The organism is Pseudovibrio sp. Ad13, from assembly GCF_001623225.1.
Lineage (GTDB): Bacteria > Pseudomonadota > Alphaproteobacteria > Rhizobiales > Stappiaceae > Pseudovibrio.
The window spans coordinates 29980-55870 of the sequence record NZ_LMCC01000007.1 but is presented as its reverse complement, the minus strand read 5'-3'; the positions used below and the strand labels follow the sequence as shown (position 1 = coordinate 55870).

General features: G+C 51.3%; 25 protein-coding genes. 9 read left to right on the top strand and 16 right to left on the bottom strand.

The window, feature by feature from the left end; all coding sequences use genetic code 11:
* Positions 1-516 precede the first annotated feature (516 nt).
* A complete protein-coding gene (locus tag PsAD13_RS11295) occupies positions 517-1236 on the top strand; it encodes a Crp/Fnr family transcriptional regulator (RefSeq protein WP_208980901.1) in 720 nt (239 codons plus the stop codon).
* Positions 1237-1282: 46 nt separating this feature from the next.
* Here PsAD13_RS11295 and PsAD13_RS11290 read toward each other — a convergent pair whose 3' ends face one another.
* Positions 1283-2182, bottom strand: a complete 900-nt coding sequence (locus PsAD13_RS11290; RefSeq protein WP_063318234.1) for a LysR substrate-binding domain-containing protein — start codon at positions 2180-2182, stop codon at positions 1283-1285.
* 98 nt (positions 2183-2280) lie between these two features.
* Between PsAD13_RS11290 and PsAD13_RS11285 the strand changes: the two genes are divergently transcribed.
* Positions 2281-2931, top strand: coding sequence for a peroxiredoxin (locus PsAD13_RS11285; protein ID WP_063318233.1), 651 nt, complete (start codon positions 2281-2283; stop codon positions 2929-2931).
* A gap of 63 nt (positions 2932-2994) precedes the next feature.
* Here PsAD13_RS11285 and PsAD13_RS11280 read toward each other — a convergent pair whose 3' ends face one another.
* Genes PsAD13_RS11280 through PsAD13_RS11235 form a run of 10 tightly spaced genes read right to left on the bottom strand, consistent with a single transcriptional unit; the run spans position 2995 to position 11299 of the window.
* Entirely contained in the window at positions 2995-3885 is an 891-nt protein-coding gene (locus PsAD13_RS11280; RefSeq protein ID WP_084404702.1) for a CbiX/SirB N-terminal domain-containing protein, read from the bottom strand.
* Positions 3842-5443, bottom strand: coding sequence for a nitrite reductase (locus PsAD13_RS11275; RefSeq protein WP_244275149.1), 1602 nt, complete (start codon positions 5441-5443; stop codon positions 3842-3844). Before PsAD13_RS11275 ends, PsAD13_RS11280 begins: the two co-directional genes overlap by 44 nt.
* Positions 5418-6632 (bottom strand): heme d1 biosynthesis radical SAM protein NirJ, encoded by a 1215-nt coding sequence (gene nirJ, locus PsAD13_RS11270; protein ID WP_057463306.1) that lies wholly within the window; start codon positions 6630-6632, stop codon positions 5418-5420. Before nirJ ends, PsAD13_RS11275 begins: the two co-directional genes overlap by 26 nt.
* Positions 6568-7143 carry an AsnC family transcriptional regulator gene (locus PsAD13_RS27790; protein WP_063318232.1) on the bottom strand — a complete coding sequence of 192 codons (576 nt, stop codon included), beginning with the start codon at positions 7141-7143 and terminating at the stop codon, positions 6568-6570. Before PsAD13_RS27790 ends, nirJ begins: the two co-directional genes overlap by 65 nt.
* Positions 7140-7628, bottom strand: a complete 489-nt coding sequence (locus tag PsAD13_RS27785) for an Lrp/AsnC family transcriptional regulator (protein WP_063318231.1) — start codon at positions 7626-7628, stop codon at positions 7140-7142. The genes PsAD13_RS27790 and PsAD13_RS27785 overlap by 4 nt, the downstream gene beginning before the upstream one ends.
* Positions 7625-8623, bottom strand: coding sequence for an Lrp/AsnC family transcriptional regulator (locus PsAD13_RS11255; RefSeq protein ID WP_063318230.1), 999 nt, complete (start codon positions 8621-8623; stop codon positions 7625-7627). The genes PsAD13_RS27785 and PsAD13_RS11255 overlap by 4 nt, the downstream gene beginning before the upstream one ends.
* A 56-nt stretch (positions 8624-8679) precedes the next feature.
* The gene (locus PsAD13_RS11250) at positions 8680-9861 is read right to left on the bottom strand and encodes a cytochrome D1 domain-containing protein (protein WP_063318229.1); all 1182 of its coding nucleotides are present in this window, start codon (positions 9859-9861) and stop codon (positions 8680-8682) included.
* Positions 9858-10229: a cytochrome c gene (locus PsAD13_RS11245; protein ID WP_063318228.1), complete on the bottom strand. Its 372-nt coding sequence runs from the start codon at positions 10227-10229 to the stop codon at positions 9858-9860. Before PsAD13_RS11245 ends, PsAD13_RS11250 begins: the two co-directional genes overlap by 4 nt.
* Positions 10222-11025 (bottom strand): uroporphyrinogen-III C-methyltransferase, encoded by an 804-nt coding sequence (gene cobA / locus PsAD13_RS11240; protein WP_063318227.1) that lies wholly within the window; start codon positions 11023-11025, stop codon positions 10222-10224. Before cobA ends, PsAD13_RS11245 begins: the two co-directional genes overlap by 8 nt.
* A 10-nt stretch (positions 11026-11035) precedes the next feature.
* On the bottom strand, positions 11036-11299 hold the full coding sequence (locus PsAD13_RS11235; protein ID WP_153040879.1) for a hypothetical protein: 264 nt from the start codon (positions 11297-11299) through the stop codon (positions 11036-11038).
* A gap of 493 nt (positions 11300-11792) precedes the next feature.
* On the opposite strand from PsAD13_RS11235, the gene PsAD13_RS11230 reads away from it, so the two are divergent.
* Complete coding sequence (locus PsAD13_RS11230) at positions 11793-13373, top strand: multicopper oxidase domain-containing protein (RefSeq protein ID WP_063318225.1); 1581 nt, start codon at positions 11793-11795, stop codon at positions 13371-13373.
* A 25-nt stretch (positions 13374-13398) separates the two neighbouring features.
* Positions 13399-14064 (top strand): hypothetical protein, encoded by a 666-nt coding sequence (locus PsAD13_RS11225; RefSeq protein ID WP_063318224.1) that lies wholly within the window; start codon positions 13399-13401, stop codon positions 14062-14064.
* Positions 14065-14084: 20 nt separating this feature from the next.
* Here the strand turns inward: PsAD13_RS11225 and PsAD13_RS11220 are convergent, their stop codons facing one another.
* The 3 genes from PsAD13_RS11220 to PsAD13_RS11210 form a co-directional block, all read right to left on the bottom strand.
* Complete coding sequence (locus PsAD13_RS11220; RefSeq protein WP_063318223.1) at positions 14085-15041, bottom strand: amino acid ABC transporter permease; 957 nt, start codon at positions 15039-15041, stop codon at positions 14085-14087.
* 13 nt (positions 15042-15054) lie between these two features.
* Entirely contained in the window at positions 15055-15897 is an 843-nt protein-coding gene (locus tag PsAD13_RS11215) for a transporter substrate-binding domain-containing protein (protein ID WP_063318222.1), read from the bottom strand.
* A 204-nt stretch (positions 15898-16101) separates the two neighbouring features.
* On the bottom strand, positions 16102-17019 hold the full coding sequence (locus PsAD13_RS11210; protein ID WP_208986544.1) for an MBL fold metallo-hydrolase: 918 nt from the start codon (positions 17017-17019) through the stop codon (positions 16102-16104).
* 97 nt (positions 17020-17116) lie between these two features.
* Here PsAD13_RS11210 and PsAD13_RS11205 point away from each other — a divergent pair, with 97 nt between their 5' ends.
* The 4 genes from PsAD13_RS11205 (at position 17117) to PsAD13_RS11190 (ending at position 19798) form a co-directional block, all read left to right on the top strand.
* A complete protein-coding gene (locus PsAD13_RS11205; protein ID WP_063318220.1) occupies positions 17117-17962 on the top strand; it encodes a LysR family transcriptional regulator in 846 nt (281 codons plus the stop codon).
* Between the two features lie 84 nt (positions 17963-18046).
* Positions 18047-18832 carry an enoyl-CoA hydratase-related protein gene (locus PsAD13_RS11200; RefSeq protein ID WP_063318219.1) on the top strand — a complete coding sequence of 262 codons (786 nt, stop codon included), beginning with the start codon at positions 18047-18049 and terminating at the stop codon, positions 18830-18832.
* A gap of 58 nt (positions 18833-18890) precedes the next feature.
* On the top strand, positions 18891-19256 hold the full coding sequence (locus tag PsAD13_RS11195) for a VOC family protein (protein ID WP_063318218.1): 366 nt from the start codon (positions 18891-18893) through the stop codon (positions 19254-19256).
* Between the two features lie 158 nt (positions 19257-19414).
* Entirely contained in the window at positions 19415-19798 is a 384-nt protein-coding gene (locus tag PsAD13_RS11190) for a VOC family protein (RefSeq protein ID WP_057462329.1), read from the top strand.
* Here PsAD13_RS11190 and PsAD13_RS11185 read toward each other — a convergent pair.
* Positions 19793-21007 carry a serine hydrolase gene (locus PsAD13_RS11185; RefSeq protein WP_063318217.1) on the bottom strand — a complete coding sequence of 405 codons (1215 nt, stop codon included), beginning with the start codon at positions 21005-21007 and terminating at the stop codon, positions 19793-19795. The two genes, PsAD13_RS11190 and PsAD13_RS11185, sit on opposite strands and share 6 nt — an antisense overlap.
* Positions 21008-21268: 261 nt before the next feature.
* On the opposite strand from PsAD13_RS11185, the gene PsAD13_RS11180 reads away from it, so the two are divergent.
* On the top strand, positions 21269-22360 hold the full coding sequence (locus PsAD13_RS11180; protein WP_063318216.1) for a glycosyltransferase: 1092 nt from the start codon (positions 21269-21271) through the stop codon (positions 22358-22360).
* A gap of 30 nt (positions 22361-22390) precedes the next feature.
* Here PsAD13_RS11180 and PsAD13_RS11175 read toward each other — a convergent pair whose 3' ends face one another.
* A complete protein-coding gene (locus PsAD13_RS11175) occupies positions 22391-25783 on the bottom strand; it encodes a hypothetical protein (RefSeq protein WP_063318215.1) in 3393 nt (1130 codons plus the stop codon).
* Positions 25784-25891 lie beyond the last annotated feature (108 nt).

The following is a 25891-nucleotide window of genomic DNA, read 5'->3' as shown; positions in this document are numbered from 1 at the left end:
CCGGGACATCAAATCTCCTCTGAAACACATTAGGAATACGCAACCTAAACCTCAGGGGCGCAATGTCAAGGCAACTCAGATTTCCAAGTTCGACGTGCTGCTAAAGCTACAAATATCTGCGTTTTACCATCTCATGATTTCCGGAAAATATTAGCCGGCTTCGGGACTTGATGGTGAAGACGCAACCGTTGCCCGTATCCCATTCCGGACGCGTCTTCGCCACCGAACAGGCTCGTTTCACCGTCAACAACGGGTAAAAAACATTCCAGAGGACAGTTTTAAACATATTATTGAGCCAAAAAGGCAAGTTTATTCGCTCAGTGAACTGAGTGAAAACCTTCCCTATAGTGGACCCTAATCCTCTGAGTTCTCTACTTCCTTGATTTTCGTTAGGTCCTTTTTGCTTTCAAAAGGACAACTGCAAGGTGCCAATTGCGCAAAAACACTTGCGTTAGATCAACGTCCTTCATCTACGCAACAGTACGATTGGGTTGATCGTGGGAGAGGTCTGTAAAAATGTCTACTACAATAGTTAGCAGTGAAGTGGAGAAGCTCGCTGAAATTCCCTTGCTTAAACGGTTGAGTACCGAGGCAAGAGAACAGCTGCTTCGGGGTGCCACCAAAAAATCTGTCTCGCGCGGTGAGATGATTTTTTTTCAGGATGATAAGGCAGATGCGTTCTTTATCGTGCTGGAAGGATGGGTCAAAGTTTTTCGCGCGACAAGCAGCGGTGATGAAGCCGTTGTAGGGGTTTTCACCCGTGGGCAAACCTTCGCTGAAGGTGCTGCCTTTACAAATTCAAACTATCCAGCCTCTGGTGAAGCGGTTACAGATAGTGTGGTGCTTTGCATTCCAGTGGCCCACCTGGCCAACTCAATCGCAGCAGATCCGAACATCGCGCTGGCAATGATGTCGTCGTTGTCCATGCACCTGCATCAACTCGTGTTGCAGATTGAAGGGTTGAAGACGCATACCGGTGCACAGCGTGTTGCCGAATTCTTGCTGAACCTCAGCACAGAACCTGCTGGTTCCTGCACATTGGTGCTGCCTTACGACAAAGCACTCATCGCGGGTCGTCTGGGTATGAAACCGGAAAGCCTGTCTCGTGCATTCCAGAAGCTGAAAAGCTATGGCGTCGAGGTCAAACAAAACCGGGCAATCATTTCAAACGTTCAGGTTCTGCGCACATTGGTAGAGCAGGAACGCACAGTGGTCATGCATTCAAGCCACGGCTAAGATATTGCGCTAAAATGATTTTATTCGCTTGTCCGCGCCTGGGTTTTCATCCCTCATAGGCTTGTTTGATGAACTCGCCAAGATGTTGTAGTTCCTCTCCCCGTGGTGAGCTTTTTCGCCATACAAGCGCTATTTCTCTTGGCAGTGCCTTATCTACATCGATGAGGCACACATCATAATTATCCGTCAGCCCTGCAGTAATCGCGACGTCTGGCAGAAGTGTTGTTCCCAGCCCTTCTGCCACCATACCCACCAGAGTGGACAGGCTAGTCGCTTCAAATGAACTGTCTTGAACCGGGCCGTCGGGTAAAAATGCAGACAGGGCATGCTGTTGTAAACAATGCCCTTTTTCCAGCAACATCATCTTGGTATCTGTCAGGTCCTGCCCTTCTACATGTTGCCGGTTTGCAAGCGGATGTTGAGGTGTGACAGCCAGTTTGTATCCATCTTCAAACAATGGAAAATGAACAAGATCGCCAATCTCAAATGGGAGTGCCAGCAAAACGGCATCCAGATGCCCGCTCTGTAATGCAGCCAACAGGTCATGGGTGATGCCCTCTTTGACAAAGAGGCGAAGTTCCGGAAACTTCTTCCGAAGCTGCGGCATAATCCCAGGAAGCAGATAAGGTCCAACTGTAGAAATCACACCCAGTTTCATGTCTCCAGACAGAAACTTAGAGTTTGCCGCAGCAAAATCTACAAAGGCTTTTGTATCGAGCAGGATGTGACGTGCGCGATCAGCCAGTGAGTTGCCCAGAGGTGTAATCGTGACAGAACGCTTGGTTCGCTCCGCCAGATGAACACCAAGATTCTGTTCCAACTCTTTGAGCGCTGTGCTCAGAGCCGACTGGCTCACATTACATTTTTCTGCTGCCTTCCCAAAATGTTGTTCTTCAACAAGTGCCACCAGAAATTCCAGCTGGCGAAGGCTTGGTAGATGACTCATATATTTTATAGATCACTGTATTATTATTAATCAATTTCACTAATTAATATAGATCGATATTGTGCATTTATCAAATCAATTGAGCCCGAGGAAAATAAATGTCAGAAGAAACTATCATCACATTGCCGCAGCTGAACACACCAGCACCAGATTTTACTGCTCCGACGACTGATGGCACCAAATCATTGAGTGATTACAAAGGTCAATGGCTGGTTCTCTTTTCACATCCAGCAGATTTTACGCCTGTCTGCACAACCGAATTCATTGCTTTTGCGAATGCAGCAGAAGATTTTGGCAAGCTCAATACAGCATTGCTTGGCCTGTCTATCGACAGTCACTACTCACACATCGCCTGGATGCGAAACATCGAGGAGAAGTTTGGCGTTCACATACCCTTCCCGATCATTGCAGACCTCTCAATGGAAGTCGCCAAAGCCTACGGCATGATCCAGCCTGGAGCCTCAGACACTTCTGCTGTTCGCGCAACTTTCATTATTGATCCTGAAGGAATTCTGCGGGCGATGGTTTACTACCCAATGACCAACGGGCGTTCAGTTGATGAGTTCCTACGCTTGATCAATGCCTTGCAAACATCTACCGAACATGGTGTTGCGACTCCAGAAAACTGGCAGCCTGGTGACAAAGTAATCGTGCCTCCGCCAGCAACAGCGGATCTGGCTGAAACACGTAAATCAGCTGGTTATGAATACGTAGACTGGTACTTCTCTAAGAAAGATGTGCCTGCTTAATACGAAACCTGAGACGGAGTTCAGGCGATCAAATTGCCTGAACATCTCACTCAAAAATCAGAGTTACCTCAGAGCAGCCCTTGTAGGCTGTGTGGGCAAATCTCGTAGCACTGAAACTCTTGGGTTGGCGAAGCCACGAGTTAAGCCAATTTCTTGCAGATAGCTGACCAAGTGCTGTGCCAGGGCATGCTCGCAGCCAATTACCGGTGCAAGTTTACATCCCGCAGGAGCGCTCTCCATAATTTTGGAGATATCTTCCTGGCCGTGTAAGCCTCCACTGGCAAACAGCGGAACAACGATTGCATCTTCGGAAAGTGTCAGGACAGCCTTTTCGACGAAAGGTTCCTCTGAGAGGAATGCCACGCGAAGTTGCTTGTAACCGTAACGATTTTCCAGATGCTCTTTGAGTTGAAGCGCGCAAAGCCGTGATTCCGGCCCGACTGTCGAGCCATGGGCAACGATCAGCACTTCCCGGTCGAGTTCCGGCTTTAACAACGTGCTTTTGCTGTTTGGTGCCAGAGTACTTTGAATACTCTGTGAAACCAGATCAGGTAGGAAGGGCAATACACCAAGCGGGGGTAACAGCTTGATATACTGCCCATCTCGGTTCAGATTTTGCCATGCACCTTCTTTCTGTTGTTGCAGGTTTGGGTCCAGCCCCAATCGGCGAGGCAGGACTGTTTTGCAGAAGTAGCCGTTACTTAAGAGGAGAGGAAGCACAAGCACGCGCTCGTGCGGGAGGCTTTCGACTACTTCCTGTAGTGGCGGGGTTCCTTTCATCACCCCACTCACCACATCCAGTTCGGGCAGTAAGGGCGCCAGAGCATTTTTCAGGCGAACGTGGCCTGGTGTATTGTCGGCGCCCTTGCCGCCCAAATCTCCATGAGCAGCAAGAACAAGTGCCAGGTCGCTAGTGGCTTGTACCAGCGGAGAAGGTGATCTTGTTCCAGACATTGTACTTTCCAGATGGCTTACTCATTGGAATGCGCTTCACTTCTTCAAGCGTTTTCGCATCATAAATGATGATCATGCCGTCATTTTCCCAGATAGAGAGAATGGCGTGGCTACCATCACGGTCAAACTCGATATGAGCAGCGGTTTTACCCGGGAGCGGTTTCAGCGTCTTTACGATCTCAAGCGTTTCTTTATCGATCACGTACATCTGGTCCTTGTTTGGACCAAAGAACACGTCCGCCCAAGCGTACTTGGAGTTTTCGTGAGATCGCATGAAGAAGCCCGGACCCGCCGTATCAAGTGTCTTCAATACGGACCAGTTGGACATGTCGATCACAGAAATCTTGCTCTCGCTCAGATGCGGCGTCACCATCACTGGTTTCCCCTGCCACTCCCAGCTGATGCCGGACCCTAGATGCGGGAAACCGGGCAGATCGATTTTGGCAATGGTCGCGCCTTCATCCATGTCCACCACAACACCGCTCTTCCCGTCACGAGACGATCCCATCAGGTGCTTGTAGGACTGATCGAAGAAGAAATCGTCCATCGGTGCATCAACCTGAATACGGCGCAGGGCGAACAACCCTTCGGATGTTGGTTTCGCACCATCCTTGCCGTAGTTCTCGGCATCGACATAGGCATCAAACTCAGGCTCTGCCTTTGGATTGGTTGCCACTTCCCAGACTTCAGGCACATCCTTCATGGCGACAACGAAGCTGTCACGTTCTGGTGCTTGATAAACTGCAGAAACACGTGTGGTTTCGCCGCCCAAAGACTCTGCATCAAAGATCTTCTCAACGGTGAGGTCCTCAGCAGACAACATCACCAGAGAATGTGGCAGGTAGTTTGCCAGTGCAATGTGCTTGCCATCGCGGGAAAGCGCGATGTTACGGGCATTGATGCCGCCGCGCACTTCGCCAACCACTTTCAGCGCCCACATATCGTACTTGGTGATCCAGCCATCACGGGACATGAAGAACACGTAGTGTCCGTCCGGTGTAAACTTAGGGCCGCCATGCAGTGCAAACTGGGTTTTGAAGCGGGTGAGCGGTTCAAACGTATCGCCATCCATGACGGTGGCGTAGTGATCACCAGTCTCCACGACCACAAACAGGTTCAGCGGATCGGATTCATAAACCGGCTTTTCAACGGGCTTGTAGTCCTCGTTGAACACGCGGGTCGCGTTGATTTCTTTTTCACCCCAAACCGGCATCGCGCCCAATGGGGTTTTTATCAGGTTCACCAGATCAGCAACCTGCTGATCGTTGAGCTGATCCCCGAAAGCTGGCATTTGAGTGTGGACACGACCATCCTTGATGGTCGATGTCGCAGCACTTACGCGCAGACGCTTCAGGCTTTCCGGAATGAGCGCAGGGCCAATGCCGCCTAAGCGGTCACCACCATGACACTCCGCACAAAGCTCCTGATAGGTGCCCTTTGTGGCATCAGAGACCGGATAGAGCTCAAGCTTTTTACCGCGTGCTTCCGCAGCGCCTGTCAACATGCAGGTTGCCAGCAAAACTCCGGCGAGTTTAGGCATAAACGTGTTTGGCTTCATGACGAGCTCCCCGGAATGGTGTTGTTTCAACGCGCTGGTGGTTTGCATCCCCAAGGCCGATCTCTTCATCCGTCAGGTAACAGGATGGATCTTCCGCCCAAGGGTCGCCCGTCAGCTGCAGCGCGCGTACGCGCGTGTTGCCGTTACAGATGTTGAAGTATTGGCAAGATCCGCAGCGGCCTTTGATCTGGCGCGGGGTCTGCTTCAAACCAGCCATGACCGGATCGGACACATCCTGCCAAATCTCGGAGAACTTGCGCTCTTTCACGTTGCCGATGGTGTAGTGCCACCAGAAGCTGTCCGGATGCACTTTGCCGGTGTTATCGATGTTGCCGATGTTTACACCAGAGGCGTTACCACCCCAGCGCTCCAGCATATCTTCCAGATAACCAGCTTTTTCTGGCATGTTCTCACGCACCCACTGCAACAGGTAGATGCCATCTGCATCGTTGTTGCCGGTCACGTATTCGTTGGACTTGCCAGCCAGCACATCTTCCCACGCCTTTTCAATCAGGTGGGTCATGGCCTTGCGGGTCACGTTCAGGTGCGCATCTTCACCACGGTTCTTGTTGCCGCGGCCTGCATACACAAGGTGAGACAGGTAGATCTTGTCTACTTTCTCGCGAGCGCACAGGTCCAGATAGTCATCCAGCGTATCGGCATTTTCTTCTGTCAGTGTAAAGCGCAGGCCAACTTTCACGTTTTCCTCACGCAGGTAACGCACTGCTTGCAAGGACAGGTCAAACGCACCATCCATGCCACGGAAGTCATCATGCACTTTGCCGATGCCATCCAGTGAGATGCCAACATAGTCGTAACCGATCTCACCAATCTTACGCGCCATATCTTTGTCGATAAGCGTGCCGTTGGTGGACAAGGCGGTATAGAAGCCAAGCTGCTTGGCGTGGGCCGACAGCTCCAGCATATCCGGGCGCATCAGCGGCTCACCACCAGAGAAGATAATAACCGGGACGCGGAAGCCCTTCAGGTCATCAATAACCTCATAGGCCTGCTTGGTTGAAAGCTCGCCGGGAAAATCTACATCGCCTGAGGTTGTATAACAGTGCTTGCACTTCAAATTACAACGGCGGATCAAATTCCAGATAACAACCGGACCAGCAGGTTTACGCGCTGGTGGAAGTGGATACGGATCCGCTAGAGCTTTGAGATAATGGGTCAGACGAAACACGCGGGCTCTCCCCTCTGCGACGAAGTCTAAGTCCTGTTTTTTTCAGGGTTTTTGTCGAAAACAGGACATCATTTCCATTGCATGATGTCCCTATGAGCGCCTCTATTTCCTTGACTAAAGTCAGACACTCATCGCGAGTCTTTCCATGCACCATGGCAAAGACATTGTACGGCCATGTAGGTAGCCATCTTGGGCGTTGATAGCAGTGGGACACAAAGTTCAGAGAACCCATCATTTGTCCAATGCGTTCAACGTCCTCATCAACGATATTCCAGACGGACATGCCGTTGGCGCGCATGCCAAGGGCGCGATGATTTGGCACAGCCGCAATCCGGCGAATTGCACCGTTTTCTTTCATGGAAGCAACGCGTTCCAGTACCAGTTCTTCACTCACGCCAAGCTGGTGGGCAATCTGCGCGTAGGGCTCGGAAACAAGCGGCAAACCTTCTTGCAGCGCAGCCACCAGAGCACGGTCAAATTCGGAGAATTCTTCGATACTATGCGTGCTCATACTGGAACCTTAAACTCAATGAAAAACTCGCGTTCTTTCGGGAACAGCCGGACCGGGATTCCGGTCAGCTCTTCAATGCGTTTCCCGCAACTCTCAATTTCGTCAGGGGTTTCCGTGGCAAGCACGAACCACATATTCAGCTCGTGATCACGGGCATAGTTGTGCGCCACCTCTTCCAACGAGTTCACCTGTTCAGTCACCTCGTCATAGCGCTCTTCCGGCACAGCCATAGCGCACAAGCAAAAGGCACCGCCCATTTGAGCAATGTCGAACATAGGCCCGAAACGGGTGAGGATACGCGTCTTAAGCAGCCATTGCAGGCGCTCAAGTAGCAAGTCTTCCACAATGCCCAGTTCTTCTGCGACCGCTGCATACGGCTTTGAGACAACCGGAAGGCCATCCTGCAAGCGGTTGATCAGCTTGCGGTCCAGATCATCCAGATGCACCCGGGCAGGTTCATTCAGGTGGGCGATATCTGTGCTCATGCACTTACTCCAACACTGCGAGACAGACGGGCACCACGCTGCTTGAAGCACTTGGTGGAGAACAGCACGTCGCTGCTCATCACATGCTTCGTGGCCATAGTAGAGAGCCGGTTGATGACTTCAAGCGCCTCTTCACGGCTGTTCGCATGGGTCATGGTGTACAAGTTATAAGGCCAAAGCGGCATCTCTCTGTTGCGCTGGTAGCAAAGGCTCACCATCGGATCAGCAGAGAATATAGCACCCACGTCATCAATATGCTCGTCACGAACATTCCAGACTGACATAGCATTGGCCTTGTAACCAATGGACCGATGTCGCACGACCACGCCGAACCGGCGAATGATCCCAGCATCCAGCAACACTTTCAGCCGTTCAAGCACAGAGGTTTCCGAGCGCCCAAGCTTCAGCGCAATACGCAGGAACGGGCGGTCAGAGAGTGGAATGCCATCAGATAGTTTGTCCAGCAGGCTGATGTCACCCGCCTCCAGCACAGACATGTCGACAGGTGGGAGCACGGGGGTCTTCTTTTCCAACCGCTGCTCTGTCAAAGAAAACCCCAGATCCAGGTGGAAAGCCTTTTCCATCCGAAAAGCATGAACCACCAGATTGGTGGTCTGCTCAATACGGGCGAGAGTGGCCTCTAACATCGCCCGATCCCGTTCAACAACCACGAACCAGATGTTGAGATCATTCTCACGCAAGTAGTTGTGGTTGACCCCCGGTTCATCGTTGATGAGCTGCGCTGCGGTTTCCACAAAGTGTGGAGGGGCAGACACGGCGGCCAGACAACTTGCGCTCACCGTATTTGGAGCCAGTACCGCGCCAATACGCGAAATGATGCCATTTGCGACCAACCGTTCGTAACTGCTGATCGCGTCTAAAGCGTCCAACCCGGTTTCCCGGGCTATGAGATTGAATGGCTTAGGGACAAGCGGGAAATTATGTTGCCACTTGTCCACCAATACGAGATCAATATCACTCAGCTGTGCGCTCATATCGCAAACTCCCCAATCGCTCGGGCGGGCCAATGCCGCCCTGGGAAAGCCGGGGGTTAAAGCCCCAGCTGGTGTGCACGTGAAGTAAAGAAGATGCCGCTTGGCTTTTCTGCCGGCAGAACCTTCTTCAGAGAGAAATCCGTTGTGTCGTAGACATGAATTTCGTTCTTGTCACGAACGGACATCCAGACTTCGTTGCCTCGTGGAGTGAACTCCATATGCAACACGCCCGGTCCCGGTTTCATCGTTTTGATTATTTTGCGCTCCAGAATATCGATCACCTGAATGGTGTCGTTGTGAGGAGGTGCAAAGTTGACCCAGATCTGACGGCCATCAGGACGCGCCATGGCAAACACGGGCTGGCCATGCACCTTCACACGATCCACTTCAGTGAAGTCACGCTCATCCATGAACAGCACTTCGTGGCGACCTATGGCTGGCAATGCGTACATGCCATTGGCTTTCGCCCAGCCTTCCAGATGTGGCATCTTGTAGACTGGAAGAGGCTCTTCTCCCTTGCCGTAGCCATCCATGATGCGCTCAACGCTCAGCGGCTCTTTCCAAAGATCCACATGAGCAAGCCCATCTTCACCAAACAAACCAACGATGTAGTGGCGGCCATCGCCCGTAACCAGCGCATCGTATGGGAAGACACCAATGTCTTCGAGTTTGGTAATTTCTGGCTTCAGGCTCTTGGAATAGTCCAAAATCCATGTCTGCTCACCATCCCAAAGGGAGAAAGCAAAGCGGCGGCCAGGCAGATCCACAAGACCAATGGTCTTGGACTGGTTGCCTTCTTCATCATAGATCGCAGGCACTTCGGAGACCTGCTCCAGAGTTTCTGCGTCAAATACATTCACGCCACCCGGCTTGTAGTTGGCGACAGCGATCAGCTTGCCATCATCGGAAATGGCACCACCGATGGAGTTACCAGCCTGCATGACGCGGCCAACGAGCTTGCCGGTGAGCATATCCACTTTGGACAGGCCACCATCACGGCCAAACACATAAGCGTAGCGCTCATCTCGCGAGTAAACGACAGAGGCGTGCGAGAGGTTACCTAACCCCTCCACCTGCGCCAGCACAGTACGATCCGTGCTCTCAACAATCAGGGCTGTTCCTGTGGCTCGTTCGATAATCAGACCCAGATCACCCGTGGCGCGCAGGTCGTCAGAACTGGCTGCAGAAGCAAATAAAAGACCCGCACCTAAGGCTGCGGCAGCAAATAACGTCTTCACTTGAATGCTCCTGTTTTAAGACCTTCAGCAATGAAGGCTGCTTCAGTTTCGGTAAGGAAGCCGCGCCATGGAGGCATCGCCGTTCCCGGCAATCCACCAAGGATCACTTCCTGAATGACATCAGCGTCCATATGTTCCAGATTTTCCGGAAGGATTGGCCCACCCAGACCGCCTTCAAGTGTCAGACCGTGGCAGGACCCGCAGTCCTGCTGCACGAAATCTGTCAGTTTTTCACCATCGATGATCTTGAGAGCCTCTTCGTCGGCGAGAGCTCCGATTGGCGCTCCAGTCAGCAACGGAAGCGCCAGCAACCCAGCCTTCAGAAAAGAACCCAGCGGGTTTTGCGCACTCCGCTCTGTCTTAGCCATTGATAACCTCCAGATGAGGTCTATCGCCCCATTTTGCCGCACTGCCGGAATAGGATGGCAGCTCCAGAGAGTCTTTCAGACCTACAACATCACCAAGCATGAACAGTGTTGGCGCTGGTAGTTTAGCGGCCTTGGCCTGCTCACCGATTGTGGTGAGTGTGCCAAACACTTTCTGCTCTTCGGATGTGGTGCCCTTCGAGATTGCAACAGCAGGCATATCCGCAGGCATGCCGTGTTCTACCAGTTTGGTAGAAATCTCGGCAATGGCTGCAAGGCCCATGTAAATCACAAGGGTGGTGTTAGGGTCCGCAAGGCTGGCCCAATCCAGATCGAGGGGTACATCTTTCTGGCAATGCCCGGTTACGTATCTTAGCCCCGTTGCAAGGCCGCGATGCGTGAGTGGCAGGTTTAGGCTTGAGGCACAGCCTTGCGCAGCTGTGATGCCTGGCACGACTTCATAGTCGATACCGGCAATGACAAGTTCCGCAGCTTCTTCACTGCCGCGGCCAAAAATAAACGGATCCCCACCTTTAAGGCGCACAACACGCTTACCTTCTTTGGCGAGATCAACGAGTAACTGGTTGATTTCATCTTGAGGGATAGGATGGCTCTTCGGCTTCTTTCCGACAGGATAAAGAGCTGTTTTAGGCGGAACCAGATCCATAATTTCCTGAGAGACCAGACGATCGTAAACAACGACTTCAGCGTTCTGAATGCGTTTCAGAGCTTTCACTGTCAGGAGATCCGGATCACCGGGTCCTGCCCCAATCAGACTGACCTTACCAATGCCTCTCATAACTCATTCCTCAAATCGAAACTGGCGAAAATAGAGGCGCAATCCGCGCGCCTCTGGTGATCTGGAGTGTTGCCGAACCGATGTCTTTTAAGGTGTTGGAGACATAGACCATGCCCGACGGAGCGATCAGGGGTTCGTCTTTGATGGCACTTTCACAATTGAGAGTGTTATCATCAATTGCTGCTGGCTTCTTACGAGCACTTACAGCCACGGCGCTGATTGCGCATTCCTGCGCGATGTTGACCAAAAAACGGAGAATTGATTTAAACGACACCATAAACTCCAATAGAAACGAACCTTACTCGGCATCGTTATGTAAGCTTGCCATCGCGCTTCTTACATTGACCATCGTCAAGTTATTGTGAGCACCTCATGAAAGGCTAATAATATTATATATTTCAATATGTTGATGTGTGTAGAAATTTCACAGAAATGCAACCGCATACGGTGATATCCCAGCTAAATTGACATAGGTCACGCAAAGGCAAAAAATACGTAGACTTCCCACAAAAAATAATCATTCTAAATTGGAGAAAGAAATTCCGTTTCAGGTATTTACTTCTTGGCAACGGCAAGTCTGCACCCAACCAGAGCTGCACGGAGTGCGCGTTTAGGGGTTAAATACAAGGTCAGATCGGAACCGACCTTTTTACCTAACGGAACCTTAACCCCATTGCCAAGCAACGATTCCACCACTCTCCCATCCTCAGTAGGTTGAAAACAAAACCAACAAGCATCTAAGTGCTGCCGACGTGAGGAACCGCTACATGAGTGAGGCGAAACCTTTTTCCTTCCTGAGCCCTATCAAAAACCCGCCAGCTTACGTAATGCACCCTGAAAAAAAGCATCTGGAAGTAACTTTGGATGTTGAATACGACACCAATAACGTTTTCAGCTTTGAAAAGCCTCACAACGTCCCAACCTACACCCGGGTTTTCACAAGCGACCTCACCAAAGATGCCGACAACACGCTGACTGGTCCAACTATTGAAGTCAGGCCGGGTTCAAAGCTGCAAATCCACACGCACAATAAGTTGCCTGAGCAGGATCAAGTTGAGCCGGATGACATCAACTTCCCCTACGGTTTCAATAACTACAACATCCATACGCACGGCTTGCATGTGACACCAGAGTCGCCCGGCGATAACGTCTGTATGACCATTCGTCCCGGCGAAAAGTACGACTACGAGTACCACATTCCGGCGGATCACCCGCCGGGAGTCTACTGGTATCACCCGCACAAACACGGGTCCGTGGCCTTGCAGGTTGGCAGCGGCATGGCGGGTATGATTATCGTGCGCGGCCCGTTTGATGATCAGCTCAAAGAGATGGGTGTTAAAGAATACTGCATGGTGTTCCAGAACATCGCGGTGAACGCTGAAGGCACTGTGGAAGACCAGAAGCAGGTCGCCAAGTTCCCTAACAGTGAGTACAACATCACGGTCAACAGCCAGTACTGCCCGATCATCAAGGTAAAACCGGGAGAGCTGATCAATCTCCGTCTGTTGAACGCAACCACACGCTCGTCAATCAACTTCGAGTGCCCTTTCTTCGGGCAGATGTTCATCTACGGGTATGACGGCAACCCCACTGACAACTACCGCAGACAGGGAGGCATCAGCCTTGCCCCGGCAAACCGCGCGTCTATCCTGCTGAAAATCAACGAAGCGGCCACTCCGGGCGCGTTTTATTACGTGCAGAATGACTCGGTCGAATATCAGTTCATTCCGCATTACAAGTACCACAACAACCCGCCGCTCTTTGCCATTGAAGTGGAGCGCGGCGAGGAAATCGGTGCCGCGATCTACATGCCAAGTGAACTTGCTGATCGCACCACTCCACCTCCATTCCCCGAAAGTCTGCGTGGCGGACTGCTGGAGCCAATTGGCCCAGAAGAAGTAACCAACAAGCGCACGCTAACCTTCCAGGCGAATCCGCTGGACAATCCCGAGAAATACTATCGGGGGGGGAATGTCACCATCGACCACGGCCAGTTTGGCGGCTGTGAGGTGGTCAATCATTGGGTTCAGTTGGACGCGGTGGAAGAGTGGACGCTGGAGAACGAAAGCGAGTTTCCGCATCCCATCCATATCCATGTGAACCCCATGTATGTCTTTGAAATCCAGGGCGAAGACCCTCTGGATTACACTCTGGAATTGCCGTTCTGGGCCGACACCATTCAGGTTCCGCCTCATGGTCATGTGAAATTCCGCATGAGATTCAAAGATTTCGTCGGAAAATATCCGATACATTGCCACCTACTCTACCATGAGGATGGAGGCATGATGCAGCATGTGAAAGTCGTCAGAGACCTGAAGGAAAAAGACGACTGGAACAACAAGCAATAACGGCCCGAGACAACATCAGGTTCACATGACTGAGGTATACGGCATCGGCCCCAACAACGAGCGGAAGTCAAAGCGAATGCGTAGCTTTTCTCTGAGCCATTTTCTGCTTACCAACCCTATTGGTTATGGAGTGATGCTCGTGCTTCAGCTGGCTGTGGTGGCAATGATCACGCGGCCAGATACCCTTCATGTATTTGAAGTTGCCTTCGTTCTCGCCATATTCTTTGCAGGCATGGTCAGCCTGCAAAACGCAGGTATGCCCAGCTACCTCTTCACGTATTTCTGGAGTGGGTTTGTTTATGGCGGGTTCGGTATGATTTTGGGCCACCAGATCGATTTGTCCATTGATCAGAACCTGGCAATGCAACAGATGAACAGCCTGACACTGGCTGCTGTTTATCTGAACTGGATGACCCTCATCATGGTGGGCGCTTGTATTGTAACTTGCTTTTTCGCGGATCACTGCAAAGGGCATCCGGCTTCCAAAAGCGCAAAAACCTTCATACACGTCTTCGCAATTTCCATGATGATGTTTGGCGTTTACGTAGGCCATGCACTCAATCTGATACTGCACCGGAACACGTTTGACCGGTTCTATCTACAAGTCCTTGCCATGAGCATCTTCTTCACCATCGGCTATTACTGCGCACTCAAGTGTCATGACTTGCTTCGCGACAGAAAGAAGGCCTGAGTGGCCCTCTTTCCTTTTGCTTACCCAACCTTCTGCGGCGCGGAATACCGCTTCTCCAGCTGAGCCTGTATCATCTCAAAGACGAAACTAACCGCCCAGTAGATCAAAGCCGCACTGATCAACATCTCAAAGTGTTTGAACTCGGAGCGCCCAAGCGTCCGTGCCAGATACATGAGTTCCATAATGCCCATGGCAGACACCAGCGAGCTGTCCTTGAGCATAGAGATGAAGTTGTTGCCCGTTGGCGGAATGATGATGCGGATTGCCTGAGGCAAAACTACCTTCCACATAACTTGCCAAGGCTGCAAGCCCAGAGCGGCGGCGGCTTCTGACTGTTGCCGTGGAACCGCCTGTATGCCACCTCGGAAAATCTCCGTCATATAGGCGCCGTAACTGAGCGACAAAGCCAGAATACCTGATGGGATTGCATCCAGTGTGATGCCAAGTTGCGGCAAGCCCAGATAAATCAGATAAACCTGCAACAACAACGGCGTACCACGAAAAAACGAAACGTAGAACGTTGAAGCCGCATAGGCTGGACCTGAGTTGGACAGACGGGCAAGTGCCCCAACAAATGCCAGTAAGCTGGCGCAAATGATGGACGCAAACGAGACAAAGAGCGTGTAGAACAGCCCCTTGTAAAGCAGGATCGGCAACCGCTCGATAATGAACGGAAACGACAGGTCAAACGAGTAGAAAAACCCCAAAAACAGCGCCAGAAGCTGCGCCCAATTGATCGGCACTTGCACCTTCATTGGCAGTTTGGAGACGAACACAACGTCTGCTGTGATCACGGCAGAAATCGCAAATGCAGCCAGCACGGAGGCGGTATCAGGGGCCACATCAAGGTTCAGAAGGGTCGTCAGGTATTGCCCAACGCTGCTCAGATCAAACGCCATGAGCAACGCCGCCAGTACCGCGAAGAAAACCAGGCGCCGGGAGGGCGCATGGCTAAACAGGTTCACGAGCAGTGTCATAGGACCAACCGCACTAGTGCGTCGTGGTTACAAGGTCAGCCCCGAACCACTTTTGTGAAAGCTCAACCAAAGTGCCATCAGCCCGCATTTCCTCAATGATTTCGCCGACTTTCTGAGAAAACTCAGGGTCATCACGAGACGTCACAACGGCCAAAGGCTCAAAGAACACCGCTTCTCCCAGAATACGGATCGGATAGTTCGCCTTGATCGCTTCCAGAATGGTTGGGACCGAAGTGATACCAGCATCCAGACGCTTGCCATCTCCCAAACGCAGGTCATCAAGAACGTTGCTGTCAGCCTCATAGGTGCGGACCTCACCCGGTGTCACGGCGAACTCGAACGCAGGAGAATAAGCAGCGTCCAGCTCCAACTCGTGCTGAAGATAGTACTCGAAGGTTGAACCAGTGCTGGCCCCGATGCGCTTGCCGTTCAGCTCCGAAACCGTTTCATAAGACGAGTCCTTGTGCACGTAAAACGCAGCAGGCGTGTAATAGTAAACTGCTGGAAAATCGAGCACTTTTGCGCGAGCGGGTGTAGGCGTCATGGAGCCGATGGACATCTCCCAGCGCCCGCCCCACTTGCCGGATGTAATGGCCTCCCAAGCCGGGTTCAGGAACTCTGCCTTTGCGCCCATACGTTTGGCGACTTCTTTTGAAACATCAATGTCATAACCTTCAAACACACCATCAGCATTCAGGAATGAAGCCGGCGGATATCCGGAGTTGGTGGCGACGCGGATCACCTTACTCTCCATGACGCGGTCCATCACTTCGCCGGAAAATGCGGGTTGAGATAAGGCCAGCAAAGACACGCTGACAACCGAGCCAATACTCGCGATTGATTTAATAATATTCATTTACCCCTCCAAATAATAATATTATCCGAGTGATCCTAGGCAACAGAACCAAGGTAAACAAGAGATTCTCATTTATTCATATATGAATACATTCCAGTTTCACTGAGTGAAATCTATAAGGCTAATCTATTTATTCTTCTGATTGCCCCTTTATTAGATAGTATGTGCGATGACTCATAATAGTCATCGCACATACATCTTCATCTATTGGTATTGAACCGTGCTGCCTTCTGCGATGACATCAAGACCTGCTTCATGCCTCTCCATCGCCTGCGCCAGTTTCCAGATCGGTTCAAGGAACAGCCCAAACGTGGAGTGATGAATAGGCAGGACGCGTTTCGGCTTCAGGCGATCCACCATGTCCACCACATCTGCAGCATCCATGCTGATCTTCCCAAGAGCGCCCGTCACCCCCACCCCACCAACATGCGGCACAAGAACATCAATGGCACCAAGGGCTTGGACTTTGGCCATCACATCATCTACCGGGAAGGTATCGCCAGTCCAATACATGGTCCTGCGATAATCACCGGCCATGAACTCAAAGAAGTACCCATTACCTGGCCCGAGGATCTTTAGGATCTCCACATTCTCAGAATGCTCAGCGGGAACTGCCGTGATGGTGATCTGACCAGACTTAGTCGGGAACACCATATGCTCGCCCCATGGCAGAGCGGTGATATTGGAAAAGCCCTTCTTTACAAACACTTGTTTGTCATGCTCTGTCGCAACCATCGGCATGTCAGATGCAATTCTCGCCTCTGCTGCTGCATCAAAATGGTCTGGATGGGAATGACTGATCAGTGTTGCAGTCACCGCTCCAAGATCAAACGCAGGTAACGCCCCAAATCGTGGTTGCGGTTTGATGTTGGGTCCCTTTGCAAGATCAAACATCTCATTCGGGTTCGGCATCACAATCGCCTGCTTTCCAACGCCAAAGGCCGGATCCGTGAGGAACGTTACTCCATCAAAGCTGATGAGCATTGTGGCGCCGCCAAGCCACTGTATCTGCAGTATTTCCTCTGGCGAGCCATTCGCTTTTGCATGTGCCAGTACAGGCAAACCAACGGCAGAAACCAGTGCTGTTGTTCCGCTTAAACCAAGAAATTTCCGTCTGTCCATCTTATCACCTATCTCTATATGGAGCATAGGGCTAGCAAACTCTGAGCGGCTGGAGTATTCAGATAATACTGTCATCATTAAACGATATAGTTGCATAATGACGAACATCATCCAGTTGCAAACCTTCGTTGACGTCGCTCGCCTGAACTCCTTCACTGAGGCCGCAGAGCAACTGAGTATTCCCCGTTCAACGGTCACAGCTCGCGTACAAGCGTTGGAGGAGCGGCTCGGCGTGCAATTGCTTCACCGCACCACACGGCGGGTTTCTTTGACGCTGGAGGGTGAACGGTTTTTGCAGCAGTGCGAGCCAGCCTTGGAAGCGCTTCTACAAGCTGAAAGCGACCTGCTAGAGAAAGATGAACTCTCTGGAAACATTCGCCTTTCCGTCCCAACAGATTATCCGGCAGAAACGTTAGAAGCGCTGCTGAGTAGCTTTGGCAAGCTGCATCCCAAGGTCTCGTTTTACGTTGATATGAGCGACAGTCCGGTGGATCTCGTGGCAGATCACTTCGATCTTGCCATCCGCGCGCGGCATCCGGGAGAAGAAACCCTGATCGCGCAGCGCTACACTTATGACCCTGTTGGACTATTCTCTCGCAAACCGCACAAACTCATCACAGAAGACAACATTGCCTCCTTTGCTCTCAGAGACCCGGGAGGCTTTCTAGCTGAGTTCTCGGTGGGTACAACCTCCACTCATACGATAGAGACCACCAACTTCCGTTTGACCAAACAACTTGCATTATCAACGGATTGCGTTGTTGTGTTGCCGATTTCTCTTTGTGAGCATGACGTGGAACAAGGCCGGTTACATCACCTAAAAACCACACTGCAGATTCCTGAGGTACCGCTTTACATTGTAACCCCAGCCCGAAAGCACAGACCGAAACGCACACGGGCTTTTATCCAACACATCATAGAGTGCGCAAAAGCCCACCGGTAAGATCAAATGGCTTATGGGCGCAGGCTGAGCAATTCGGTAGTATCCCCGCAGATTTTAGTAACTGATTGCATGGGACGAGAGAGTATGGCGCAGGATACCCTTTTAAAAGAACAGCTTGGTGGTGTTTTGAGAATAACGCTCAATCGCCCAGACAAGCTCAATGCCCTCTCACCAGAGATGCGTCAGGACTTGCTCTCCGCGTTGAACGAGGCCCACATCAGCTCTGAGGTGCGCACGGTTATCCTCACCGGCTCAGGCCGCGCCTTTTGCACCGGACAGGACCTCAACGACATCCTGCCCGACAGCACTGGCGAAAAGCCGGATTTGGGTGATGTTCTAACACAACATTACAGCCCGATTATTCACGCAATCCGGCAGATGGAAAAGCCGGTTTTGTGCGCTGTGAATGGCGTTGCCACGGGTGCCGGAGCTGGTCTCGCCTTTACCTGCGACATGGTTTTCGCCGCCAAGAGCGCGAAATTCATACACGCTTTCAGCAAGTTAGGTCTTGTCCCTGGTGCGGGTGCATCCTTCCACTTGCCGCGAATGGTGGGCGAGGTGCGTGCCAAGGGGTTGATGCTGACCGGTATGCCGCTGACTGCGGACCGCGCAGCCGATTGGGGCCTGATCTGGGAAGCCATTGAAGATGACCAACTTCAGGGTGAGGTACTACATGTTGCAACTAATCTTGCAAAAGGCCCAACATCGGCGTATGCCATGACCAAACATCTCATTCATGCATCAGCTGATAGCACGTTGGAAGACCAGCTTGTGCGGGAAGCGGAGATGCAGCGTCGGGCTGGAAATTCGGAAAACCATGCCGAGGGCCTAAACGCGTTTCTTGAAAAACGCTCACCTGTTTTCAAATAGCGCCTGTATCCTTCTCGTGTGGTTGCAGCGCCTCCCAAAACCATAATTGAGGATATATATGGGCATTATTGCACTTGATCACGTCCAGATGACCATGTCAGCAGGGCAGGAAGACGCGGCCCGCGCTTTCTTCATCGGCCTGCTCGGTTTTACCGAAGTCGAAAAACCTGCGTCTTTACAAGGCCGTGGCGGAGTCTGTTTCACTGCAGGCAGCGTTAACCTGCATGTTGGCGTAGAAGATCCGTTCACCCCAAACAAGAAAGCCCATCCCGCCTTTTTGTTTGATAGCCTTCAGGAAACGGTTGATCGTCTGGCCGCAGCAGGCGCTGTGTTGAAGGACGACAAACCATTGCCGGGCTACATCCGAAAGTTCACCGAAGACCCGTTTGGCAACCGCATCGAGTTGATGCAGAAGACGGCCTAACTGCTGGCGCTGCACGCCAGAATAGAATTCAAATTTCTGCTTTAGACATTGATAAATAAACAGAAAATCTTCGAGTTTTCGAAAACCTCACGATATCCTGTGTGTGTTAGAGGGTGAGTTAATCAAGCAAGCTCACCTCGGCACAGGAGCCTCGGCAGATGACCATTCTCGGTTTGCAACACATCAACCTTCCCATCGCGCCTGACGGGGATAAGCTCGCCCGCGAGTTTTACGTGGACCTGTTGGGCTTTGAAGAAATTGAGCGGCCTGAGATAGCGCGGCACCAACAAGGTGGTTGGTTTTCAGTAGGTTCTGTCAATCTGCACCTGAGCGTGCAAGACCCGTTTGTGGCCAACAAGGTGGGGCATCCGGCCTTTGTGGTGGATGATATCATGAAACTCACAGAGCACCTGCGGGATGCGGGCTATGAGGTTTCAGAGGACCCGACTTTCATTGGCTTCCTGAGAAGAACCACCCATGACCCCTTCGGCAACCGCGTTGAATTGATGCAGCCCGAGGACATGGTGCAGCACAAACTATAGCTTTTTCAGCTCCTGCAACAACGCGTTGGTGAGGCCGAGCAACTTGCCCTCCGGCAGAATATCCTCGTGGTTCCACGTCACCGCAACCTGCCAATGTGTCCCGTTCAAACCTTTGAGATCATAGGTAAAATTCAGAACACCGATCTCACTTCCAGCTTTAAATGCAATGCGTCGCCAGTCTGTCTTTTCCGCCAGGCCAGGGTTGAACTGCATCGCCTTGTCATCTGCTATTTCGCCGATCACATCGCAGAGCTCTTCCGCGCTTGCATACCATTCCACTCCGCTGAGATATGGGTCCGCTACATCCTCAATCGCGGGCAGTGAACGTTCCTCGATTTTCTCCAGAATTTTCCGGCGCTTAGCAACACCCGCCTGACCATATCTCTCGGCAAGATCACGATCCGCCTTGAGTTGATAAAACTGACGAGATGTCAGGAACGGCGTCCGTTCTTCCCGCGTTTCCAATGGCTTAGTGCCGATGAGGTTGAGAACAACATCGGCAGCGGAATTGTCAGAGGCTGCCATCATGTGCTGTGCAACCACCTGCAGGGTCACCAATCCACCGCTCATTTTGGCGTAAAGACTGCTAACCGGATGGGATTCCAAGTCTTTTTCCAGTCGAACCTTCTGGTTCCACTTCAGCTCACCGCCTTTCACACGGCGCACCAGTTCCTGCATCACAAACAGCTTGTAAGCTGGGCCAATCGCTAAGGGTTGATCTGCATTTTTGCTGAAAAATTCTACACCATCTTTGCGAATGAGAAGGCTGGACGTTCCAACCATCTCTTGCATCAGAGACAGACACTCATCAAGGTTTTCTACCTGATACAGCGCAGGCTTGATAAATAAGCCTTTGATTTTGCCGGATCTTTCCCGCTCCAACAGGACAACGATCTTAAAGTGCGTTGTTTTGACGAGAAATGCGTTGTTTTGCGTTTCTTTGCTGATTTCTTGCGCTGCTCCGTAAGCGGCAAGTGCATCCTCCAAAGACCGTTTCAGCCCCTGTTCTCCAACCAGAGAAAGGAAGCCGGTCGAGAACATGGAAAGGTCATCGCCGTTGCCATTCCAGAGTAGAAACAGCAGGTCCATATCAGACGTGTTGCGCAGCGCAATCATCTCCGGCGTGATCCGCTTGGCAGGGGAGAGGTTCTCCAGCGCATCCTTTAGGCTCAGGATTGGATCAAGAAACATCTCTTTCAGGGTGCGCATTTCAAATCGCCTCAGGTCAACCAGCTGGAATCGTCTCTCTTCTCTTAAAGTGAGCCTGTGAGATTGGCAAAGCCTGTCTTCCCTCTTCTGCAATAAGCCACAGTTGGGCGAAGTGAGAGGTTGATGCTTAGCCACCTCAGAACAATTCATACCTCGGTCTATAACCAACCAGATCTGCCGGAATAAACCGGGTGCGGAAGCTGTTAGGTTTGGCCCGCATGCCCTTTCGAAGATTCCCGAGCACTCTATGAGGTTGGTATTGTGGAGATCAGTGTCGTTCTTCCGGTTCACAATTGCGGCAAATATCTGCTGCCTGCATTGCAGAGCATAAAGTACCAGAGCTTCCCTCATTTCGAAGTGCTCATGATCAACGATCACTCTTCTGATGGATCGGAAGATGTGTGTGCAGACATCGCCTCTGTTGATGACCGGTTCAAGCTGTTGCATTCCCCCCATTTCGGCATGGCTGGCGCCCTCAACTTTGGCATCTCACAGGCCAGCGGTGTTTACATCGCCCGTATGGATGGCGACGATCTGTGCAGATCAGAGCGGTTTGCCAAGCAGATTGAATTCCTTAAAGAAAACCCGGACATTTCGTTTCTCGGCACCTTCGCCGATCATATCAACGATCATGACAGGGTCATGGGATCCTTTGAGTTCCCAGAGGATGATTTCGAGATTAAAGCGCAATTGGATCGCGGCCAGAACACCTTCGTTCACCCCTCCATGATGATGCGACGTCGCGCTCTTGTGGACCTTGGAGGCTACCGCGAGATCTTCACGATCTGTCAGGATTATGACCTCTGGTTACGCGCGCAGGACAGGTACTCCTTTGCCAACTTGCCAGAGAGGCTTGTCGCCTACCGTGGGTTTCCGGATAAGCGTGATCTGACCAACAGGTTCTGGAAGCATTTTTACATCACCCGCCTTGCAGAAATCAGCGTGCAGCAACGCCGCGCCGGGCACCGCGATCCGGTGGACCAGATGGCAGATGAGTTTGATCTGGAAGCCATTGATGAGCGGCTGGTGCGCGAGCGCCTCATCTCTGCGCGGCAGGACTATTACTGCAACAAAAAGGCCTTTGTGGATCGCAAATCATTGAACTCAATGGATATCGATCAGGTCAAAGCCTTCCTGCTCAACAATAAGGAAAAGTTCAACAAAAAAGCCCTGGGCCAGGCCTTCGGGCTTTTGTTTGATCAGGCCATGCGGATTGAAGACACTGAAAGCGCTGAGGTTCTTTACAAACTCCAGCGCGAAATCTCAAAGAGCAGGCACCTCAAGTCCCTGCTCTCCAAACCCAACAAATTCGTCAAATATGCATTGAGGAAGCGACTGGAAGAGGAAGCATAGCCTAGCTATGCCTCCCCGTTGTCTGCCTGACTATTTCTTCTTGCCGCCCTTAGGTTCCACATCATCGCCGAAGGCGTCTTTCTTCTTCTTTTTACTCAGCGCGGCTTTTGCTTTTTCAGACCGTGTTTTTGGATACTCATCTTCCATCTTCAAAGCAGCTGCTTTGATCTTCGGAATAAGCTTCCAGGCTTCGTCAATTTTCAATTCTCGGTGCAGGGCTCCGATGTCCACGATCAGGGCCTTAAAGGCCTCTCTATTGTTATAATACTGCGTCAGCGGAGCTCTTTCTTTCGCCAGCTTCTGCTTCTCTCTTGAACTGCGGGCTGCTTTTTCTTTTTGGGTCAGATCCTTTTGTGCAGGCTCAAACTTGCTATCCAAGCCAACCATAATCTCACAGGCCTTGTAGACAATTTGCTCCATGTCCCAGATTGCCTTTTTATTGGCCTTGGCTAGTTTTTCTTCCTCACTCAAGTGCTCATCGGAATGTGCCTGACGCTCTTCTTCAGCAGCTCTCTCGGCTTCCGCAGCTGCCTGTCGCTGTTGCATAGCAGCCAGTTCGTCTTCAAAGGTTCCCTTCTTCTTCTTCCCCAAAGCGGCTTTCAACTTCTCGCTTCTGGATTTTGGGAATGCCTCTTCCATCTTCTGCACTGCAGCTTCAAGTGCTGGAATAATATCACGAATTGGCTTGATATCCTGCTGGCCAATGTGTTTGGAAACATCCGCCATAAGCTTTTTCACATCAGCGCTGTTCACAACAAACGCGTTGCGCTGTGGCCGGGTTTTCAGGTTTTCTTCTTTGGCATTCAGGTCAGCCAGTGACTGGCTTGCCATATCGAGAATTTGCTCAAATCCTTCAACTTCTTTCCGGGTCACAGCTGCTTGTTTGAGGCACTCATCAAGGCCGTCGAAATAAACCTCAACCTTCTCCAACTCCGCTTCACCCTTAGCATCTTCATCCTGATAGTAGAAATCAGAGGCCGTCAGGAGACACTCTTTCAGGTTCTTGATTGTGCCTTTGTAAAATTCCTTTTCACCCAGATCCTGGAACAGGCCAGTATTATCTTCATACTTGGTGATGCGAGGATTATAGGCTCTGATACGCTCCAGAAGGTCAGACTTCGCGTTGAGTTCACCCTCAATTGCATCAACACCTTTCAGCTGCTCCATCTGCTCTCTGGCAACCTGGAAGATATTGTCCATAGCATCCAGATCCTGATCGATGGCGCGCAACGCATTTTCGACGACCTTGCGATCCATATTGGCGAGCTCAATAAGGCCCACCTTGAAGGTATCAGACTGTGCTTGAGCATCCGCATGGGTATTAGCAAAATCTGTATAGTGGCCTTCGACGTCAGGGTTTTCTCTGGCCCATTTTTCAACCTGCTTCAACTGGGCAAATCTGTCGCGCACGGCCTGCAGCAGTTCTTCTCTACGGCCGGAGGCATCATTTTGCACACCGCCCTCTCCAGCATCTGGCATACCAAGCAAGGCGCGCATTTCACCAAGTGCAACTTCAACACCGGCCAGCAGATCCTCAGCCCCTTTCTTGTCCTGATTGGACAGAACGATCTGATCCTGCGTGATCAGCGTAAAGGCCTCGTTGTTTGCCTTGTAAAACTCAGCAAACTCCTTGGGCTTCTTCTTAAGCTCTTCTTTTCGAGCTGCAAGATTGGCAAAAACGCTTTTAATGTTCTTGAGGCGGAACTTCGTGTCTGCACCGACACGTTCAATTTCGGCTGCCGCAAAATCAAAGGCTTCCTGCATATCGGCAATCTTGCTATTGAACGCGTTCAACGCGCCAACACTTACGGCCGTACTGTTATCCGCCATAGCCACATTGAGCGCTTCAAGGGCTTTGGCGGCGAGCGCACGGGCCTTATCAAAGGCTCCAAGGTCAACGCTCCAAGCCTCAATCTCAGGCCGACGCTTCACCAAGTCCTGCAGTTTCGCGGTCGCTTCTTTCGCTTTGATGTTAATGCCAGAAATATCGTTTTTGCGGATCTCCTGTGCCTTGGTAAAAAGCTGCTGCATCTGCACCAACGCAAACTTGGCAGAGGAAACATATTGCTGAAGTTGTTCGCAATGCGCCTCTTTATCTTCTCTATTCTCTTGAGAACAAGCCATTCCATCTTCTTGGGATGACAGAGCACCCTGATAGACTTCTTCGAAGTCCTTTCCATTGACGTCCTGACAAATCGGGCGCCAATTTGCATTGCTTGTGTTGATAGCAGTCTTCAGACTTTCCAGATCTCCCCTCAACCGTGCCAGACGGTTCTCAAGCACATCACCTGCTGTTTCCTTCTCAGCGGAGATGATTTCGTCTGTTTCAGCATCATTATGCCCTTGCGCGGTCAGACTGATTTTCTTCATGCGCATGTGCATGGTTCGGCTAGTCTCAATCAAGCTATCAATCTTGGGCAGGGCTTTTTTGACATCTGAATCAAGCCAAAGATCCGTCGCCATTTTGTGACCGCCATCTGCTGCATTCTTTGCAATCTGGTAGGCGTCTTCAAACTCACTCACAGACTTTTTGGACCAACCTGTCTTGTCTTGTTTGTGGTCTTCTTCCAGCTTCTGGTGCAAGGCGAAAATCGCATCCTGACGTTCTGCAAGGGCGATCTCTTCACCAAACACATCATCGAGGAACTCAACATCCTCCATTGCATGCGCACCCTTTGAAACCAGCCCGAACTCCACCTCATCCGCCGTGGCTTTCTTCGCAGTTTTGGCATTCTTAGGCTCTTCAAAACACTTAGGCATGTTGCCGATGGCAGCCTTCATCTGTTCGATGGCTGTCTTGGCATCCGCAATACGGTTTTCCGAGATGAGTAGCTTGGCTTCCTGCCCCAGCGTCTCCACCATGGTCTTATAGCTCAGCAGGTCAGAGAGCTGTTCTTCATAGGGGATCTTATTACGCTGTTTATAATAGGTACCGGCTTCTTTAAGCAAATCAGAGACTTGCTGCACATAACCATCCAGCCTGAGCGCGGTTGAAACACCACGATCAAGAGCATCACTCATGCCCTTCAAGCTAAGCTTTGCGTTGTCGAGGCAATCATTTGCAGCATCAATGTCTTCACCAACAGCTGCAAGTTCTGCTTCATTCAGGTAGTCATCGGTTTTCTGCTCAAAATTCTCGAATATCTTGAGCTGTTCCTTGTCGATGATCAGATCGGCTTTTTCCGTAAGTCTTCCGAACTCAACATAAGCCTGTGCCACCGCAACCTGAACGCCTTCAGCCGTATCAAGCGATACCTCAAGCGCCTCGGGCACTTCATCTCCGTAGGAGGAAACAGTATCGGCCTCAGAAGGATCAATACTGCAAACTTTGAGCATGGCATTCGCCCATGCATCAACCTGACTGGACTGTTTTGGAGTACCAGCAGTTTCATTTGAACCGGAAGGGATATCGGAACCAGCCATAACGGACCTCTTGGCGCACTAAAATACGTTAATGCGGGATACCACTTACGCCATGAGATTATGTTTCACTATTCCCCCTCTATCGAGCGAATATTTATTAAAAAGAAG